The sequence below is a fragment of the Pseudomonas sp. Root329 genome, from assembly GCF_001424925.1.
Taxonomy (GTDB): domain Bacteria; phylum Pseudomonadota; class Gammaproteobacteria; order Pseudomonadales; family Pseudomonadaceae; genus Aquipseudomonas; species Aquipseudomonas arabinosi.
This window is the reverse complement of record NZ_LMCV01000024.1, coordinates 1-15,760: the sequence shown is the minus strand read 5'-3', so window position 1 is coordinate 15,760 and position 15,760 is coordinate 1. Positions and strand designations below refer to the sequence as shown.

Genomic DNA, 15,760 nt, shown 5'->3' with positions numbered 1-15,760 from the left:
GCCCGTGCAGCCGCGTACCGGCCCTGATGTGGGCGCACGGGCAACGAAGGTCAGCGATTTGACGCATTGAATCTGCGTCGTAGGGAAGGTAAGCAAGATGGTACAGGTGAGAGCACACCAGCCGATCAACACCGACGGCAGTATCAATCTCGAGGCTTGGCTCGATCACGCGGTCAGTGTCGATCCGGCACTGGATCGCGAAGCCTTGAAGGAAGCGTGCGAGTTTGCTCGTACGTCTGAACAACAAGCCAATGCGGCGAAAAACCTGTGGTCCGAAGGGACCTCGAGTTTCCGCACGGGCCTTGAGATCGCCGAGATTCTCGCCGACCTCAAACTCGATCAGGATTCGTTGGTTGCCGCGATCCTGTATCGCGGCGTGCGCGAAGGCCAGATTGAATTGCCGGCGATCAGCCAGCGCTTCGGTCCGGTGGTCGCCAAACTCATCGACGGCGTGTTGCGCATGGCGGCGATCAGCGCCAGCCTCAGCCCCCGTCAATCCCTGGTGCTGGGCACGCAGGGCCAGGTCGAGAACCTGCGCAAGATGCTGGTCGCCATGGTCGACGACGTTCGCGTTGCGCTGATCAAACTGGCCGAACGCACCTGCGCGATCCGTGCGGTGAAAACCGCCGATGACGAAAAACGCAACCGCGTCGCCCGTGAAGTCTTCGACATCTACGCGCCTTTGGCTCACCGTCTCGGTATCGGTCACATCAAATGGGAACTGGAGGACTTGTCCTTCCGTTACCTTGAGCCCGATCAGTACAAGCAGATCGCCAAGTTGCTGCATGAGCGACGTCTGGATCGCGAGCGCTTTATCGCTGACGTGATGAGCCAACTGAAGAATGAGCTGACCGCGACCGGCGTCGATGCCGACATCAGCGGCCGGGCCAAACACATCTATTCGATCTGGCGCAAAATGCAGCGCAAGGGTCTGGAGTTCAGCCAGATCTACGACGTGCGCGCGGTTCGCGTGCTGGTGCCGGAAATGCGCGACTGCTACACCGCGCTCGGTATCGTCCACACCCTGTGGCGGCACATCCCGAAAGAATTCGACGATTACATCGCCAACCCGAAAGAGAACGGCTACCGCTCGCTGCACACCGCAGTGATCGGCCCCGAGGGCAAGGTGCTGGAAGTGCAGATCCGCACCCACGCCATGCACGAAGAAGCCGAGCTGGGCGTTTGCGCGCACTGGCGCTACAAGGGCACCGACGTCAAATCCGGTTCCAACCACTACGAAGAGAAAATTTCCTGGCTGCGTCAGGTCCTCGAGTGGCATGAAGAACTGGGTGACATCGGTGGCCTGGCGGATCAGCTGCGGGTCGATATCGAGCCGGACCGGGTCTACATCTTCACCCCGGACGGTCACGCCATCGACTTGCCGAAAGGCTCGACGCCGCTGGACTTCGCCTACCGCGTGCACACCGAAATCGGTCACAACTGCCGTGGCGCGAAGATCAACGGGCGCATCGTTCCGCTCAACTACAGCCTGCAAACCGGTGAACAGGTCGAGATCATCACCAGCAAGCACGGCACCCCGAGCCGCGACTGGCTGAACTCGAACCTGGGTTACATCACCACCTCGCGGGCACGGGCGAAGATCGTTCACTGGTTCAAATTGCAGGCGCGCGATCAGAACGTCGCCGCCGGTAAAACCTTGCTGGAGCGCGAACTCAATCGCCTCGGTCTGCCAGCAGTAGATTTCGACAAGCTGGCCGAGAAGGCCAACATGAAAACCGCCGAGGACATGTTCGCCGCGTTGGGCGCAGGCGATTTGCGTCTGGCACAACTGGTGAATCTGGCGCAGCAACTGGTCGAACCGGAGCGCGGCAACGAACAGCTGGAACTGATTCCACGCAAGGCCACCGGTTACAAACCGGGCAAGCGCGGCGATATCCAGATCCAGGGCGTCGGCAACCTCATGACCCAGATGGCCGGGTGCTGCCAGCCGCTGCCGGGGGATGCGATCGTCGGTTACATCACCGTGGGCCGCGGCGTGAGTATTCACCGTCAGGACTGCGCCTCGGTGCTGCAACTGGGCGGGCGCGAGCCCGAGCGGATCATCCAGGTCAGCTGGGGCCCGGTGCCGGTGCTCACCTATCCGGTGGACATCATCATCCGCGCCTACGACCGTTCCGGTCTGCTGCGTGACGTTTCGCAAGTGCTGCTCAACGAGCGGATCAACGTGCTGGCGGTCAACACCCGCTCGAACAAAGAGGACAACACCGCGTTGATGTCCCTGACCATCGAGATTCCGGGGCTGGATGCACTGGGGCGGTTGCTGGGGCGGATTTCCCAGTTGCCTAACATCATCGAAACCCGCCGTAACCGGACGCCGTGAAACCGATGTACAGCCTTGAAGACTTGCTGCACCTGATGAGCCGTCTGCGCGACCCGCAGTTCGGCTGCCCGTGGGACATCAAGCAAACCTACGAAACCATCGTCCCGCACACCCTTGAGGAAGCCTATGAAGTCGCCGACGCCATCGAGCGCGGTGACTTCGATCACTTGCAGGGTGAGTTGGGGGATTTACTGTTCCAGGTGGTTTATTACAGCCAGTTGGCCCGGGAAGAGGGGCGCTTCGAATTCGCCGGTGTCATCGACAGCATCACTCGCAAGCTGATCCGCCGTCATCCTCACGTGTTTCCTACCGGTGATCTGTATGCGCCTCTGGATGTTCCACGTCTGAGTGAAGAGCAGGTCAAGCAGCGCTGGGAAGAGATCAAGGCTGAAGAACGGGCGGAGAAATCTTCGGCGCCCGAACAGCTGTCCTTGCTCGACGACGTACCCGCCGCACTGCCGGCGTTGTCCCGCTCGGCAAAATTGCAGAAGCGGGCAGGGCAGGTCGGTTTCGACTGGCCTGACGCCTTGCCGGTGCTCGACAAAGTGCGCGAAGAGCTCGATGAAGTGCTCGAGGCCATGGCCGACAATGACTCGGTAGCGATTGCCGATGAAGTCGGTGATCTGTTGTTTTCCGTGGTCAATCTGGCGCGTCATCTCAAGGTCGATCCCGAAACTGCACTGCGTGGCGCCAACAGCAAGTTCGAAAGACGCTTCCGTTTTATCGAACAGGCATTGCGCGACACCCACCGTCCCATAGAAGATTGCACCCTCGAAGAGTTGGACGCCTTGTGGGGCGAAGCCAAACGTCAGGAAAAGAATTTGCCCAGCTGCGGTTGAGCAGTTGCCTAAGTGAGTAATAAGCACCATGAGCATTTCCCTTCGCGACCAGTTGCTCAAAGCAGGGCTGGTCAACCAGAAGCAGGCCAAACAGGTCGGCAAAGAGAAGCAGAAACAGCAGCGTCTGGCCCACAAAGGTCAGATCGAACTTGATGACTCGCAGCAGCGGGCGGCTCAGGAAGCCATGGCCGAGAAGGTCAAGCGCGATCAGGAGCTGAACCGTCAGCAACAGGAGAAGGTCGAGGCCAAGGCTCGTGCTGCTCAGGTCAAACAGTTGATCGAAGTCTCGCGTCTGCCGAAGCTGACGACCGAGGACTACTACAACTTCGTCGACGACAAGAAGGTCAAGCGCATCTGCGTCAACACGCTGATGCGCAACAAGCTCAGCAGCGGTTCGCTGGCCATCGTGCATCACGCCGGGGGCTACGAAGTCATTCCGCGTGAAGCGGCCCTGAAGATCCAGGAGCGCGATCCACAGCGTATCGTGCAGATGAACGTGAAGACCGAAGAAGTCGCTGTCGAAGACGATCCGTACGCCGCCTATCAGATCCCCGACGATCTGATGTGGTAAGCCGTTAAAGGCTGCAACAACGACAAACCCCGCTCATGGCGGGGTTTGTCGTTTTCAATGCTGTCATTGCTTATGCGGATTGGAGCGCTCGTTGCTGCTCCAGTTTTTCCAGTTCGGCCTTGTAGCTGTGGGCATCGGTTTCGGAGTGGAACATCCCCACCAGCATGTCTTGTTGGTGCACGTCCCAGATCCGGATACCGGCGGCTACGCCTTCGTGGGACTTATGTGAATCGTCGCGTTCAGTTACTTTTACAGTCATCTGCTAGCTCCAATCTCTGTTATCTGCAGCAAGGCGTGTGCAGGGCTCCGTTATATGTTTGGTTAGCCTGCTAAGTAAACGACTGAGTTTGGTAACGAACTTTTGCGAGTTTGGTAAAAGTCCTGCAGCCCGCTAAACACGCGACATTCGGTCGCAGGGCGTTGAGTTTCATGACAAAAGCTTCATGTTCGCGACGACGAAAACCGCAGCTTGAACCTGACCAAAATCCCCTGTGGGAGCGAGCTTGCTCCGGGCGGCGTTCCGACGATGAGGGAGTGTCAGTCGACATCATTGTTGTCTGATATACCGCCATCGCGAGCAAGCTCACTCCCACAGGTTTTTGCGTTTTCCTGGCGAAAAAAAAACGCCCCGAACCAGTCGGGGCGTTTTTATGTGCGGCGTAGGCGGGGTATTACTTACCTGCCCAGCGCTTCAGTACCAACGTGGCGTTGGTGCCACCGAAACCGAAGCTGTTGCTCATCACCGTGTTGATGGTGGCGTTTTCGCGAGTCTTGGTCAGGATCGGCATGTCAGCCACTTCCGGGTCCAGTTCGTCGATGTTGGCGGAACCCGCCATGAAGTTGCCTTCCATCATCAGCATGCAGTAGATCGCTTCGTGAACGCCGGCGGCGCCCAGGGAGTGACCCGACAGGCTCTTGGTAGAGCTGATGGCCGGAGCCTTGTCACCGAAGAGTTCACGCACACCTTTCATTTCCATGACGTCGCCGACCGGAGTCGAGGTGCCGTGGGTGTTCAGGTAGTCGATCGGAGCGTCAACGGTGGACATGGCCATCTGCATGCAGCGGATGGCGCCTTCGCCGCTTGGGGCGACCATGTCGTAGCCGTCGGAGGTCGCGCCGTAGCCAACGATTTCCGCGTAGATCTTCGCGCCGCGGGCCAGAGCGTGTTCCAGCTCTTCGACCACGACCATGCCGCCACCGCCGGCGATGACGAAACCGTCACGCTTGGCGTCGTAGGCACGGGAAGCTTTTTCCGGGGTTTCGTTGTACTGGCTGGACAGTGCGCCCATGGCGTCGAACAGGAACGATTGGCTCCAGTGTTCTTCTTCACCGCCGCCGGCGAACACGATGTCCTGCTTGCCCATCTGGATCTGTTCCATGGCGGTACCGATGCAGTGAGCACTGGTGGCACAGGCAGAAGCGATGGAGTAGTTCAGGCCCTTGATCTTGAACGGTGTGGCCAGGCAAGCGGAAACGGTGCTGCTCATGGTCCGCGTGACGCGGTATGGGCCGACGCGCTTGACGCCTTTCTCGCGCAGGATGTCCAGCGCTTCCATCTGGTTCAGCGTGGAGGCGCCACCGGAACCGGCGATCAGGCCGGTACGCGGGTTGGAGACTTGCTCATCGGTCAGACCGGAGTCGGCGATGGCGTCTTTCATGGCCAGGTAGGCGTAAGCCGCCGCGTGGCCGACGAAGCGAAAGATCTTGCGATCGATCATCTCTTCGAGGGGAAGGTCAATGGAGCCGGAAACCTGGCTACGCAGACCCATTTCGGCATATTCCGGGTTGAACCGGATGCCAGGGCGGCTTGCACGCAGGTTAGCGGAGACGGTCTCTTTGTCATTGCCCAGGCACGAAACGATGCCCAGACCAGTGATAACGACGCGGCGCATGCGGATAACCCTTAGAAGTTGTCAGTGGAGGTGAAAACGCCGACCCGAAGGCCTTCGGCGGTGTAGATCTCGCGGCCGTCGACGCTGACCGAACCATCGGCGATGGCCAGGTTCAGCTTGCCTTTCAGTACGCGCTTGATCTGAATGTTATAGGTTACTTTCTTGGCGGTCGGCAGAACCTGACCAAAGAATTTCACTTCGCCCGAACCCAGGGCGCGACCGCGGCCCGGCAGACCTTGCCAGCCGAGGAAGAAACCGACCAGTTGCCACATGGCGTCGAGGCCCAGGCAGCCTGGCATCACCGGATCACCTTCGAAGTGGCAGGCGAAGAACCACAGGTCCGGAGTGATATCCAGCTCGGCGACCAATTCACCTTTGCCGTACTTGCCGCCCTCTTCGCTGATATGGGTGATGCGATCCACCATCAGCATGTTGGGGGCGGGCAGTTGCGCGTTACCTTGGCCGAACAGCTCACCGCGACTGCAGCGCAGCAGGTCTTCCCGAGTAAAGGCGTTTTGTTTGGTCATGCGAGCTCCTCAATAGTCCCATGCGGCAGGTGGGGCAAATCTTCCCGGCCGATCGAAGCGTTCATGCCTCGAGTCAGCAGCCTACTCATAGACTATTGCGTTGTGGTGAAAGTCACAGCACCAAGGACATGAATGTACACTTGTGCACTGAAATTATTATTCAAGCCCCTTTTCGGGCCTGTTCGGGTGCCTAAGACTGCCGCACTTTCGCCTTTCACGCCAGTCGCAGATAGCCGAAAGGCCTGCACTACTGCACCCAGCGCTGCAGAATTTGCTGCAAATCTGTGCGTTTGAAGGGCTTGGCCAGGTAATCGTTCATTCCCGCCGATAAACAAGCTTCGCGGTCACCCTGCAAGGCGTTGGCGGTCAGCGCGATGATCGGCAAGTCTGTGCAGCCGGGTAATTGGCGAATCTGTCGGGTGGCCTCGTAGCCGTCGATGATTGGCAGCCGGCAGTCCATCAGAATCGCTTCGAAAATCAGACTCTCGGCACTGCGTACTGCCTGGGCGCCATCGGTGACGACGCTGACAGTAAAGCCCAGACTGCGCAACATTGCTTCGATGACCGTCTGATTGACCGGATTGTCTTCCACCAGCAATACGTTGCGCCCTTCGCCATCACCGGTGCGGGTCTGCGCGCGCGGCGCCAACACGGGCAGCGTCTGTTTATAGAGCGCCAGCGGGATTTCCAGGGTGAACACCGAGCCGCGACCTTCCTCGCTCTGGGCGCGCAACGTGCCGCCCATGCGTTCAGCCAGCGTGCGAGCAATCGGCAGGCCCAACCCGGTGCCACCGTATCGCCTCGAAATAGAACTGTCGGCCTGCTGGAAGGCGTTGAACATCAATTCCAGGCTTTCAGCCGAGATACCAATTCCGCTGTCGCGCACGGTGCAGGTGAACCACAGCAGTTCGTGATCCAGCGACTGCCATTGCGGTTCGATGCTGACGCGGCCCTGTTCGGTGAATTTCAGCGCATTGCCGATCAGGTTGACCAGGATCTGCCGGATCCGCGTCGGGTCGCCCTGCACCTGCAACGCGCGCATGTCGTCCGGAATCGACAGCGCCAGGTCGAGCCCGCGTTGCACGGCGCTGTGCGAGAACGACTGGGCGCAACTGCCGATCAGGTCCGCGAGGTTGAACGGAATGTGCTCCAGCTCCAGTTCCGAACGCTCGATGCGCGAGAAATCGAGAATGTCGTTGATGACTTTGAGCAGGTGTTCGGTGGACTCCGAGGCGAGCGCCGCGTATTCGACCTGCTCCTCGGTCATATCAGTGGTTTCCAGCAGTTGCAGCATGCCCAGCACGCCATTCATCGGCGTGCGCAGTTCGTGGCTCATCATCGCGAGGAAATCGGATTTGGCGTTGTTGGCCTTTTCCGCTTCCTCGCGAGTCTGAATCAACTGCGCCATTGCTTGATGCTGTTCGCGACTGGCTTGTTCGAGCCCGTTGGCGAGGTTGTTGATGTGTTGCGACAGCGCGCCCAGTTCAGTGTCGTCGACGATCGGCAGCGGCGTTTTGTAGTCGCCGTCCTGAATCGCCTTGACCGCGTTGCCGATGTCGCGGATCGGTTGCGACAGGCTGCCGGCCAGTCGCCGGGCGAGCAGAAAAGTAAACAGCAGGGCAAACAGCGCCAGGATCCCGGCCTTGAACAGGATTTCCTGCTGACGCTGGCTGAAGGCGTCATTGGACAGGCCGACGATTACCCGACCCAGATAATCCTCGGAGGGCGCCGTGTTGGCGACGCGGCTGCCTTGCAGGAAATCATTGTGCAGCGGGATGCGTTGCAGCCGCACCGGGGCCTGGAACACTTCGACCTGGTGCGAGCGGTTGTGGGTTTCCGACGGTTGCTCGACGTACACCAGAATCCGGTTGGCACTGTCCTGGACTTCCAGAAAGCGCACATTGGGCGTGGCCAGGGTGGCTTTGAGCAAACTGTCGAGCACCTCGTTGTTGCCCGAGATCACTCCGTATTCGGTGGCCGGTGCCAGTTGGTTGGCGATCAATTGCCCGGTGTGGTTGAGCTCCTGACGCAGGTCCTGGATCCGCACGAAGGTGAAGAAGCTGATCAACAGCAACGTCAGCAACAGGGCAGGGCCGAGGCTGATAATTTGTGTGCGGGTGTTGATGTCCCAACGGCGACGGAAGGTCATGGGCGGTTTTCTCCTTCGGCCAACTGTGTTGCGACAGACGCTTCGTTCATCTGTTCAATCCCTAATGAACGAGCCACTTGCGGGTTACTTAAGACTTTGAAGCGTTGCGGGTAGTGCGTGCGTGGCCACGTGGCCGGTGGCCGGTCGAGCAGTTCGTCGAGTATCGCCAGCCAATCGCTCTGATCGCTGTAGGTGCTGGCCAGGCTCCCGGCCCTGACGAACCCGGCGTTAGGGCCGATCAGCGCCAATTGCCGTGCATAGCTGCTGAGCAACAGGTTTTTCGCGGTTTTCGGGTTGTACAGATCGGGGTCGTCGAGGCCCAGCAACACGTCGCTGTTCTTCAGCAACGCCTGCAACGGCCGGCTGTCGTTGGTGTTATCCCAGCGCTCGGTGACCACTTCAAGGCCCAGGGCGTGGGCGGCCTGATGCAGTTCTTTCAAGAGAAATTCGCTGTGGCTGTCGAAGAGCACGCCGACCCGGTTGGCCTGAGGCAGCAGCAATCGGGTCAGGCGCAATTGTCGGTCCAGGGGCGGATCGCTCCAGAGCAGGCTGAGGTGGGAGGGCAGGGTGGCTCCCAGATGCTGACGGGCTTGCAGGCGGCTGATGCGCAGCACCAGCGTCGCCGGGCCCTGGGCGTCTTGCAGGCGCCAGTCGAGGCTCGGCAGGTCGAGCAGAATCAAACGGGTGCCGGCGGGCAGTTTGCCTGGCGCCGGCAGACTGGCCAGCGGCTGGAAGTGCACGTTATCGGCAGGCCGCAACGCGCTCAGGGCCTGAGTGAAGGATTGCATGCCCGGGCTGTCCTCGGCGCCGGTCAGCAAAATGTCCGCGGCGCTGGCCTCCAGGCTGCTCAGCAGTCCGGCAAACACCAGGCACAACCCGGCCAGCAGGCGGCCAAGGATTGGCGTCTTGCGTGACGGGCGATACAGCATCTTAGAACGCCAGCTCCGCGCTGAAGTAAAGCACCCGGCGCTCGTCGTAGTTGTTGTCGACGAAGGTCGTGGGCTGGTTGTCGAGGCGTTGCTGGAGGACTCCGGCCAGTTCCAGGCTGGCCTTGCCCAGGCCGATGCGTTTGGCGATGCGCGTGTCGACCCGTTCGAAGCGGTAGCCGTTCAGGGCATCGTCACCATAGTAGAAGAGCGCGCTGTTCCAGCCATGGCCCCAGTTGCGCAGCCAACCGGCGGAACCGCTGTTTCGAGCGGTCTGTTGGGCATCCAACGGGTTGCTCGCCTCTGCATCGACGTAGGCATAGGTGAGGCGCAGGCGATCGGCGCTGCTGATTCGCCAGTCGAACTGGGTTTCTGCCCCGGAGAAACGCGAGCTGTTTGAGTTGCTGGCGATGTACTGATTGTTGCGCAGCGGTTCGCTGATCATCTCGGTGATTTCGTCGTAGAACAGCTTCACATCGACTGCCAGCCCGACTTCGGCAAAGTAGCCGTTGTAGCCCAGCTCCCGGGAACGCATGTGTTCCTGTTCGAGGTCGCCGGGGCCACGGGTCTTGACGAAATAACGGGCACTGGACTGGCCGTAGGCGCTGGGCCGCAAGTTCTTTACCTGATAGCTCCAGTTGACGTTGTTCTCGAACATGTCCGGTGAGCGGACGGCTTCCGAATACACCGCCCGCAGGCCATGGCGCGGGTTGATCAGGTAGTTGACCGCCACCCGCGGGGTGAGCGAACTGCCGATCAATTGCGTGTCTTCGAACATTGCGCCGCCTTGCAGCAACCAATGCTCGGTGGCTCGCCACTCGAGTTGGCCGAACGCCCGCCAGGTGGTGTCGTCGAGGGTGCCATTGAAGTAGGTCTCGGAATCTGCCCGGTCGTAACGATAGTTCATGCCGCTGACCAGTCGCAGACTGTCGGACAGGCTGAGGGTGTCCTGCAACTCAAGGTCGTAGCGCGATTCCCGGGTGCTCTGGTCAATATCGCCACAGAGGGTTTGCCGGGCGCCGTTTCGCCATTGATCCAGCACTTGATTGGCCAGTGCGCGCTGGGTCGGATCACCTGCGGGTGCGCCGGGGCCGGTGTAGCGTTCCATGTTGCGTGCCAGGCGTTCGGTGTAATTCGGGTTGAGCTGCCAGAGTTCGGTCAATTGCGGGCTGAACGAGACCTCGGCATCGCAGGCCCGCCAGGTCTGCTGACGATCCCAGTGTTGCGCCGAGCCCTGGATGTAAAGGCTGTGATCGGGATTGATGTCGAGGTTCCAGCGCACCGAGCCGGCGTAGTCCTTGGCGATGACGTCGGAATTGTTCCCAGCATCGGTAATCCCCGAGAAGACCGGGCGGTAGGTATACGGCCGCTGGTTGCTCCCGTCCTTGGCATTCAATTGCCAGTCGATGCTCTGGTTTTCAGTGAGCGTCTGGTTGACCGCGAGGTTGAAGCGGTTCAAGCGGCGGCTGTCGCGGTAGTCGGCGCCGTTACGGTCCGAGTCGAAGCCGTCGTCTTGTTGGCCGGACAGTGACAGGCGCAAGTCGCCGCCGTCCCAGCCCACGCCCTGGCTGGCGTAAAAGTCGTCGATGCCGCGCTGCCCACGGGTGACTTTCATCCGCGTGCCGTGGCTGTCGGCCGGGTTGCGCGTGATGATGTTGACCACCGCCATCAGCGCATTGGCGCCATAGCTGACGGTGTTCGGACCGCGAAAAACCTCGATGCGTTCGATGTCCTCCAGGGCCACCGGAATGTCACTCCAGTCCACCGTGGCCAGGCCTGCGCGGTACACCGAACGGCCGTCGATCAACACTTGCAGGCGTCGCGCTTCGGTCGCATTGGTGCCGTGATAGTTCACTGCCGCCTGGTTGCCGTTGATGTTGCCGACCATCATTCCCGGCACCAGTCGCAGCAACTCACTGATGTCCCGGGCGCCACTGGCGTTGATCAGTTCGCTGTCGATCACCGTCATGCTCCCCGGTACCGCGGCCGGCGACTGCTTGAGTCGCGTCGCGGTCAATACTTGCGGCAGCGGCTCGCTGTCGAGGAACAAGTCGTCGGCAAGCAATGGCGAACTGAAAATCAGCGCCAGTACCAGCGGCGAGCGAGGTGATGGAGAGCCAAACGACACAACACATCCTTGATAGCGAACAATTGGCGCGCATGTTAACCGAGCGCAATGACTTTTCCAGTCACGTTGTGGGCATTTTCCTCGGTTTTCTTGGTCTTCTTCCTACAAGTGTCGGTAATTGATGCGGGGGCTGGCCGCCAATGGGCCGCTCCGTATAATGCCGTCATCGCCACTGGTATGGATTAACGGATTGCATATGACTGAACAGCGCCCAATTGCGGTCCTGGGAGGCGGAAGTTTTGGTACCGCCGTGGCTAATCTGCTGGCCGAGAACGGGCATCAGGTCCGGCTGTGGATGCGTGACCCCGAGCAGGCCGAGGCCATTCGGGTCAATCGCGAGAATCCGCGTTACCTCAAAGGCATCAAGATTCTGCCGGCCGTGGAAGCGGTCACCGACCTGCTGGCCACTCTGCAAGCCTGCGACCTGTGTTTCGTCGCTCTGCCGTCCAGCGCGCTGCGTTCGGTATTGATGCCGCACGCCGAACGTTTGAGCGGCAAGTTGCTGGTGAGCCTGACCAAAGGCATCGAAGCCCACACTTTCAAGCTGATGAGCGAAATCCTCGAAGAGATCGCCCCGCAAGCGCGCATCGGCGTGCTGTCCGGGCCGAACCTGGCCCGCGAAATCGCCGAACACGCGCTGACCGCCACAGTGGTCGCCAGCGAAGACGAAGAACTCTGCCAGCGGGTCCAGGAGGCGTTGCACGGCCGGACCTTTCGCGTGTACGCCAGCGCCGACCGCTTCGGTGTGGAGTTGGGCGGCGCGCTGAAAAACGTCTACGCAATCATCGCCGGCATGGCGGTGGCGTTGGGCATGGGTGAAAACACCAAGAGCATGCTGATCACCCGGGCGCTGGCGGAAATGACCCGCTTTGCGGTGAATCAGGGCGCCAACCCGATGACCTTCCTCGGTTTGGCGGGCGTCGGCGATTTGATCGTCACCTGCTCGTCGCCGAAAAGCCGTAACTACCAGGTCGGATTCGCCCTCGGCCAGGGCTTGAGCCTGGAAGATGCAGTGACGCGCCTGGGCGAAGTCGCCGAAGGCGTGAACACCCTCAAGGTGCTCAAGACCAAGGCTCAGGAGGTGGGCGTGTACATGCCGCTGGTCGCCGGGCTGCATGCCATCCTGTTCGAAGGGCGCACGCTGGAGCAGGTAATCGGTCTATTGATGCGTGCCGAGCCGAAAACCGACGTCGACTTTATTTCCACCAGCGGTTTCAACTGAGCACTCAATTGACAGGGGCAGGGAGCGAGACATGAACGATCCGAAAACAGAAGCCAAGTACGAATCCATCCTGCTGCGCGTGTTGTGGATGATCGTCTACGTGCTGGTCTGGCAAGTGGCGCAATTCATCCTCGGCGCCGTGGTGTTGGTTCAACTGATCTATCGTTTGATATATGGCGCCCCGAGCGCCAGCCTGATGAACTTCGGCGACAGCCTGAGCCAGTTCCTGGCGCAGATCGGTCGTTTTGGCAGCTTCCACAGCGACCAGAAACCGTGGCCGTTCGCCGACTGGCCGACGCCGCGTACACCGGAAGGTGAAGCGCCGCACGTTGTGGCGCCAGCCCCGCATCCGGCTCGAGATGAGGAACCGAAACTATGAAACTCTGGGTATTGCGTCATGGTGAAGCCGAGCCACACGGCAAGCGTCCTGATTCGGAACGGGCACTGACTGCCCATGGTCGTGAAGAAGTGCTGCGCACTGCCGCCGAGTTGGCCGGCAAGCCGCTGACCGCGATCTACGCCAGTCCTTACCTGCGAGCGCAGGAGACCGCAGAAATTGTGCGTACAGCGTTGAATTTCGCGCCGGAGATTCGCACCGTCGACTGGCTGACCCCCGACAACCGCCCGCAAGCGGTGGCGGAGCAGTTGGTGTCTGTGGATCACGCGCTGCTGGTCAGTCATAACCCGCTGGTGGGTAACTTGCTGGGTTACCTTCAGCACGGCCATGTGCAGGACCCGGAAGCGGTCCGCACCGCCGGCCTTGCAGAACTTGAAGGTGATTTGCCGCTGGCCGGCGCGATGAAGCTCAACGGCATCAAGCACCCGTAAAATAGTCAACCGAGCAACTGCTTGGTTGACTACGCTTGCTCCAGACCAGAAATAAAGGAGCGAGTCGCATGCCTGCTGCTTTTCGTTTGCCGCTGGACGTCTTCTACGAGCGTGAGGCCCGTCATCCGCGCCAGCGCTTTTTGGTCCAGCCCACGGGCGGCGGCCAGGTCGAAACGCTGACCTGGGAAGACGTCGGGCATCAGGCGCGTTGCGCCGCGCATTGGTTGCGCGCACGCGAACTGCCCCAAGGCAGCCACATCGCCCTGATCTCGAAAAACTGCGCGCACTGGATCATCGCCGACCTGGCGATCTGGATGGCCGGCCACGTGTCGGTGCCGCTCTACCCGAACCTCACCGCCGAGACCGTGGCCCAGGTCCTTGAACACTCCGAAGCGGCGCTGGCGTTCATCGGCAAACTTGATGACTGGCCTGGCATGTCTCGCGGGGTCAGCGCCGATCTGCCGACGATCAGCCTGCCGTTGCATCCACCCGGCACGTTCGATTTCAGCTGGGCCGACCTGCAAAAGAGCTCACCGATCCAGGACGATCCCAAGCCGTCCGCCGACCAGTTGGCGACCATCATTTACACCTCCGGCACCACCGGCATGCCCAAAGGCGTGATGCACAGCTTCGCCAATCTGGGGTTTGCCACCACTCACGGCACGCAGCTGTTTGACTTGAATGAGTCGGATCGGCTGCTGTCCTACCTGCCGCTGTGCCATGTCGCCGAGCGGATGTTCGTCGAACTGGCGTCGATCTACACCGGGCAAACAGTGTTTTTTGCCGAGAGCCTCGACACCTTCCTGACCGATTTGCGCCGCGCACGTCCAACCGCGCTGTTCGGCGTGCCAAGGATCTGGACCAAATTCCAGATGGGCGTGTACAGCAAGATCCCGGCAAAGCGCCTCGACTTCCTGCTGGGTCTGCCAATCATTGGCAAGCGGGTCGGCCACAAAGTCCTGGCCGGGCTTGGGCTGGATGCCTTGCGCATCGCCTTGTCCGGCGCCGCGCCAGTGCCGCAGACCTTGCTGCTGTGGTACCGCAAACTGGGGCTGGATGTGCTGGAGGTCTACGGCATGACCGAAAGCTGCGGCTATTCGCACGTTGGCCTGCCGGGCCAGAACAAACCCGGCTGGATCGGCAAGCCCTGCCCGGAGGTCGAGGTGCGGATCGCCGAGTCGGGCGAGGTCATGGTGCGCAGCGGCGCGACCATGCTCGGGTATTTCAAGGAACCTGAGAAAACCGCCGAAACCATCACCGAGGATGGCTTCCTGCGCACCGGCGACAAGGGCGAGGAGGATGCCGAAGGCAACCTGCGCCTGACCGGGCGCCTGAAGGAAATATTCAAGACCAGCAAAGGCAAATACATCGCCCCGGCACCGATCGAAAATCGTCTGGCGGAGCATTCGCGCATCGAACAGGTTTGCGTGGTGGGCGATGGCCTGAGTGCGCCGCTGGGGTTGTGCGTGCTCTCGGCGGTCGGTCAGCAGGACGCCAGCGGAACGGCGAGGGCGGGCCTGCATTCAAGCCTGGAAAAACTCCTGGAGGAGGTCAACGGCGTCCTCGACAAACATGAGCGCTTGCGTCGATTGGTGGTGGTCAAGGACAGTTGGGCGGTGGAAAACGGCTTCCTGACGCCGACTCTGAAGATCAAGCGCAACGTGATTGAAGCGGCTTACGGCGCCCGTTTCGAAGAATGGAGCGAGCGCAGCGAAGCGGTGCTGTGGCAGGATTGAGTCACGAATAAAACCAACAAAGGATGTCAGCAATGAGCTTGTGGCGTACCCATCCCAACATTGAACAGTTGAACGCAATCCAGAAAAACACCATCGGCGAAGTGCTGGATATTCGCTTCGAAGCCTTCGACGACGAGTCCCTGACCGCGAGCATGGTCATCGACCATCGCACTCACCAGCCTTACGGCTTGCTGCACGGCGGCGCCTCGGTGGTGCTGGCCGAAACGGTCGGCTCGATGGCCAGTTACCTGTGCATCGACGCCAGCAAGTTTTACTGCGTGGGCCTGGAAATCAACGCCAACCATTTGCGCGGCTTGCGCAGCGGGCGGGTCACGGCGGTGGCCAAGCCGATTCACATTGGCCGCACGACGCATGTCTGGGATATCCGTTTGACCAGCGATGAGGGGAAGGCCAGTTGTGTGTCGCGGTTGACCATGGCGGTGGTGCCATTGGGTGAGAATCCGCCCGCCCGCTGATCACGGTCCCCTGTAATTGAATGGACTCGCCCACGCCGAGGCGTCAATGCGCCACGGTGGCAGTCTAAACAGCCAACGACAGCGAGGGCGAGTCCATGAAAAAGCATACTTCGATTGATCAATCC

At 60.5% G+C, this 15,760-nt stretch carries 14 protein-coding genes; 8 read left to right on the top strand and 6 right to left on the bottom strand.

The annotated features are described in order from the left end of the window. The first annotated feature begins 97 nt into the window (after window positions 1-97). Genes relA through ASC74_RS19370 form a run of 3 tightly spaced genes read left to right on the top strand, consistent with a single transcriptional unit; the run spans window position 98 to window position 3,751 of the window. On the top strand, window positions 98-2,341 hold the full coding sequence (relA, locus tag ASC74_RS19380; protein WP_056743268.1) for a GTP diphosphokinase: 2,244 nt from the start codon (window positions 98-100) through the stop codon (window positions 2,339-2,341). Between the two features lie 5 nt (window positions 2,342-2,346). Next, window positions 2,347-3,180 carry a nucleoside triphosphate pyrophosphohydrolase gene (gene mazG / locus ASC74_RS19375; protein WP_056743266.1) on the top strand — a complete coding sequence of 278 codons (834 nt, stop codon included), beginning with the start codon at window positions 2,347-2,349 and terminating at the stop codon, window positions 3,178-3,180. Between the two features lie 28 nt (window positions 3,181-3,208). Continuing rightward, on the top strand, window positions 3,209-3,751 hold the full coding sequence (locus ASC74_RS19370) for a DUF2058 domain-containing protein (protein WP_046046482.1): 543 nt from the start codon (window positions 3,209-3,211) through the stop codon (window positions 3,749-3,751). A gap of 70 nt (window positions 3,752-3,821) precedes the next feature. On the opposite strand, the gene ASC74_RS19365 is transcribed toward ASC74_RS19370, so the two are convergent. The 6 genes from ASC74_RS19365 to ASC74_RS19340 all read right to left on the bottom strand — a co-directional run bounded on the left by ASC74_RS19365 (window position 3,822) and on the right by ASC74_RS19340 (window position 11,373). Then, window positions 3,822-4,010: a hypothetical protein gene (locus ASC74_RS19365; protein WP_008148017.1), complete on the bottom strand. Its 189-nt coding sequence runs from the start codon at window positions 4,008-4,010 to the stop codon at window positions 3,822-3,824. 412 nt (window positions 4,011-4,422) lie between these two features. Next, window positions 4,423-5,643: a beta-ketoacyl-ACP synthase I gene (gene fabB / locus ASC74_RS19360; RefSeq protein ID WP_056743264.1), complete on the bottom strand. Its 1,221-nt coding sequence runs from the start codon at window positions 5,641-5,643 to the stop codon at window positions 4,423-4,425. An 11-nt stretch (window positions 5,644-5,654) separates the two neighbouring features. Beyond that, window positions 5,655-6,170 (bottom strand): 3-hydroxyacyl-[acyl-carrier-protein] dehydratase FabA, encoded by a 516-nt coding sequence (gene fabA, locus ASC74_RS19355; RefSeq protein WP_046046480.1) that lies wholly within the window; start codon window positions 6,168-6,170, stop codon window positions 5,655-5,657. 247 nt (window positions 6,171-6,417) lie between these two features. Further along, entirely contained in the window at window positions 6,418-8,319 is a 1,902-nt protein-coding gene (locus tag ASC74_RS19350; RefSeq protein ID WP_056743263.1) for an ATP-binding protein, read from the bottom strand. Beyond that, window positions 8,316-9,248 (bottom strand): ABC transporter substrate-binding protein, encoded by a 933-nt coding sequence (locus ASC74_RS19345; RefSeq protein WP_056743261.1) that lies wholly within the window; start codon window positions 9,246-9,248, stop codon window positions 8,316-8,318. Before ASC74_RS19345 ends, ASC74_RS19350 begins: the two co-directional genes overlap by 4 nt. Window position 9,249: 1 nt before the next feature. Next, window positions 9,250-11,373 (bottom strand): TonB-dependent receptor plug domain-containing protein, encoded by a 2,124-nt coding sequence (locus tag ASC74_RS19340; RefSeq protein ID WP_056743260.1) that lies wholly within the window; start codon window positions 11,371-11,373, stop codon window positions 9,250-9,252. 196 nt (window positions 11,374-11,569) lie between these two features. On the opposite strand from ASC74_RS19340, the gene ASC74_RS19335 reads away from it, so the two are divergent. The 5 genes from ASC74_RS19335 to ASC74_RS19315 all read left to right on the top strand — a co-directional run bounded on the left by ASC74_RS19335 (window position 11,570) and on the right by ASC74_RS19315 (window position 15,635). Continuing rightward, entirely contained in the window at window positions 11,570-12,595 is a 1,026-nt protein-coding gene (locus tag ASC74_RS19335; RefSeq protein WP_056743259.1) for an NAD(P)H-dependent glycerol-3-phosphate dehydrogenase, read from the top strand. 31 nt (window positions 12,596-12,626) lie between these two features. Next, a complete protein-coding gene (locus ASC74_RS19330) occupies window positions 12,627-12,974 on the top strand; it encodes a DUF4389 domain-containing protein (RefSeq protein ID WP_007957804.1) in 348 nt (115 codons plus the stop codon). Next, a complete protein-coding gene (gene sixA / locus ASC74_RS19325) occupies window positions 12,971-13,423 on the top strand; it encodes a phosphohistidine phosphatase SixA (RefSeq protein WP_056743257.1) in 453 nt (150 codons plus the stop codon). Before ASC74_RS19330 ends, sixA begins: the two co-directional genes overlap by 4 nt. 68 nt (window positions 13,424-13,491) lie before the next feature. Further along, entirely contained in the window at window positions 13,492-15,159 is a 1,668-nt protein-coding gene (locus tag ASC74_RS19320) for an AMP-binding protein (RefSeq protein WP_056743255.1), read from the top strand. Between the two features lie 32 nt (window positions 15,160-15,191). After that, on the top strand, window positions 15,192-15,635 hold the full coding sequence (locus tag ASC74_RS19315) for a hotdog fold thioesterase (RefSeq protein WP_056743253.1): 444 nt from the start codon (window positions 15,192-15,194) through the stop codon (window positions 15,633-15,635). The last annotated feature ends 125 nt before the right edge of the window (window positions 15,636-15,760 follow it).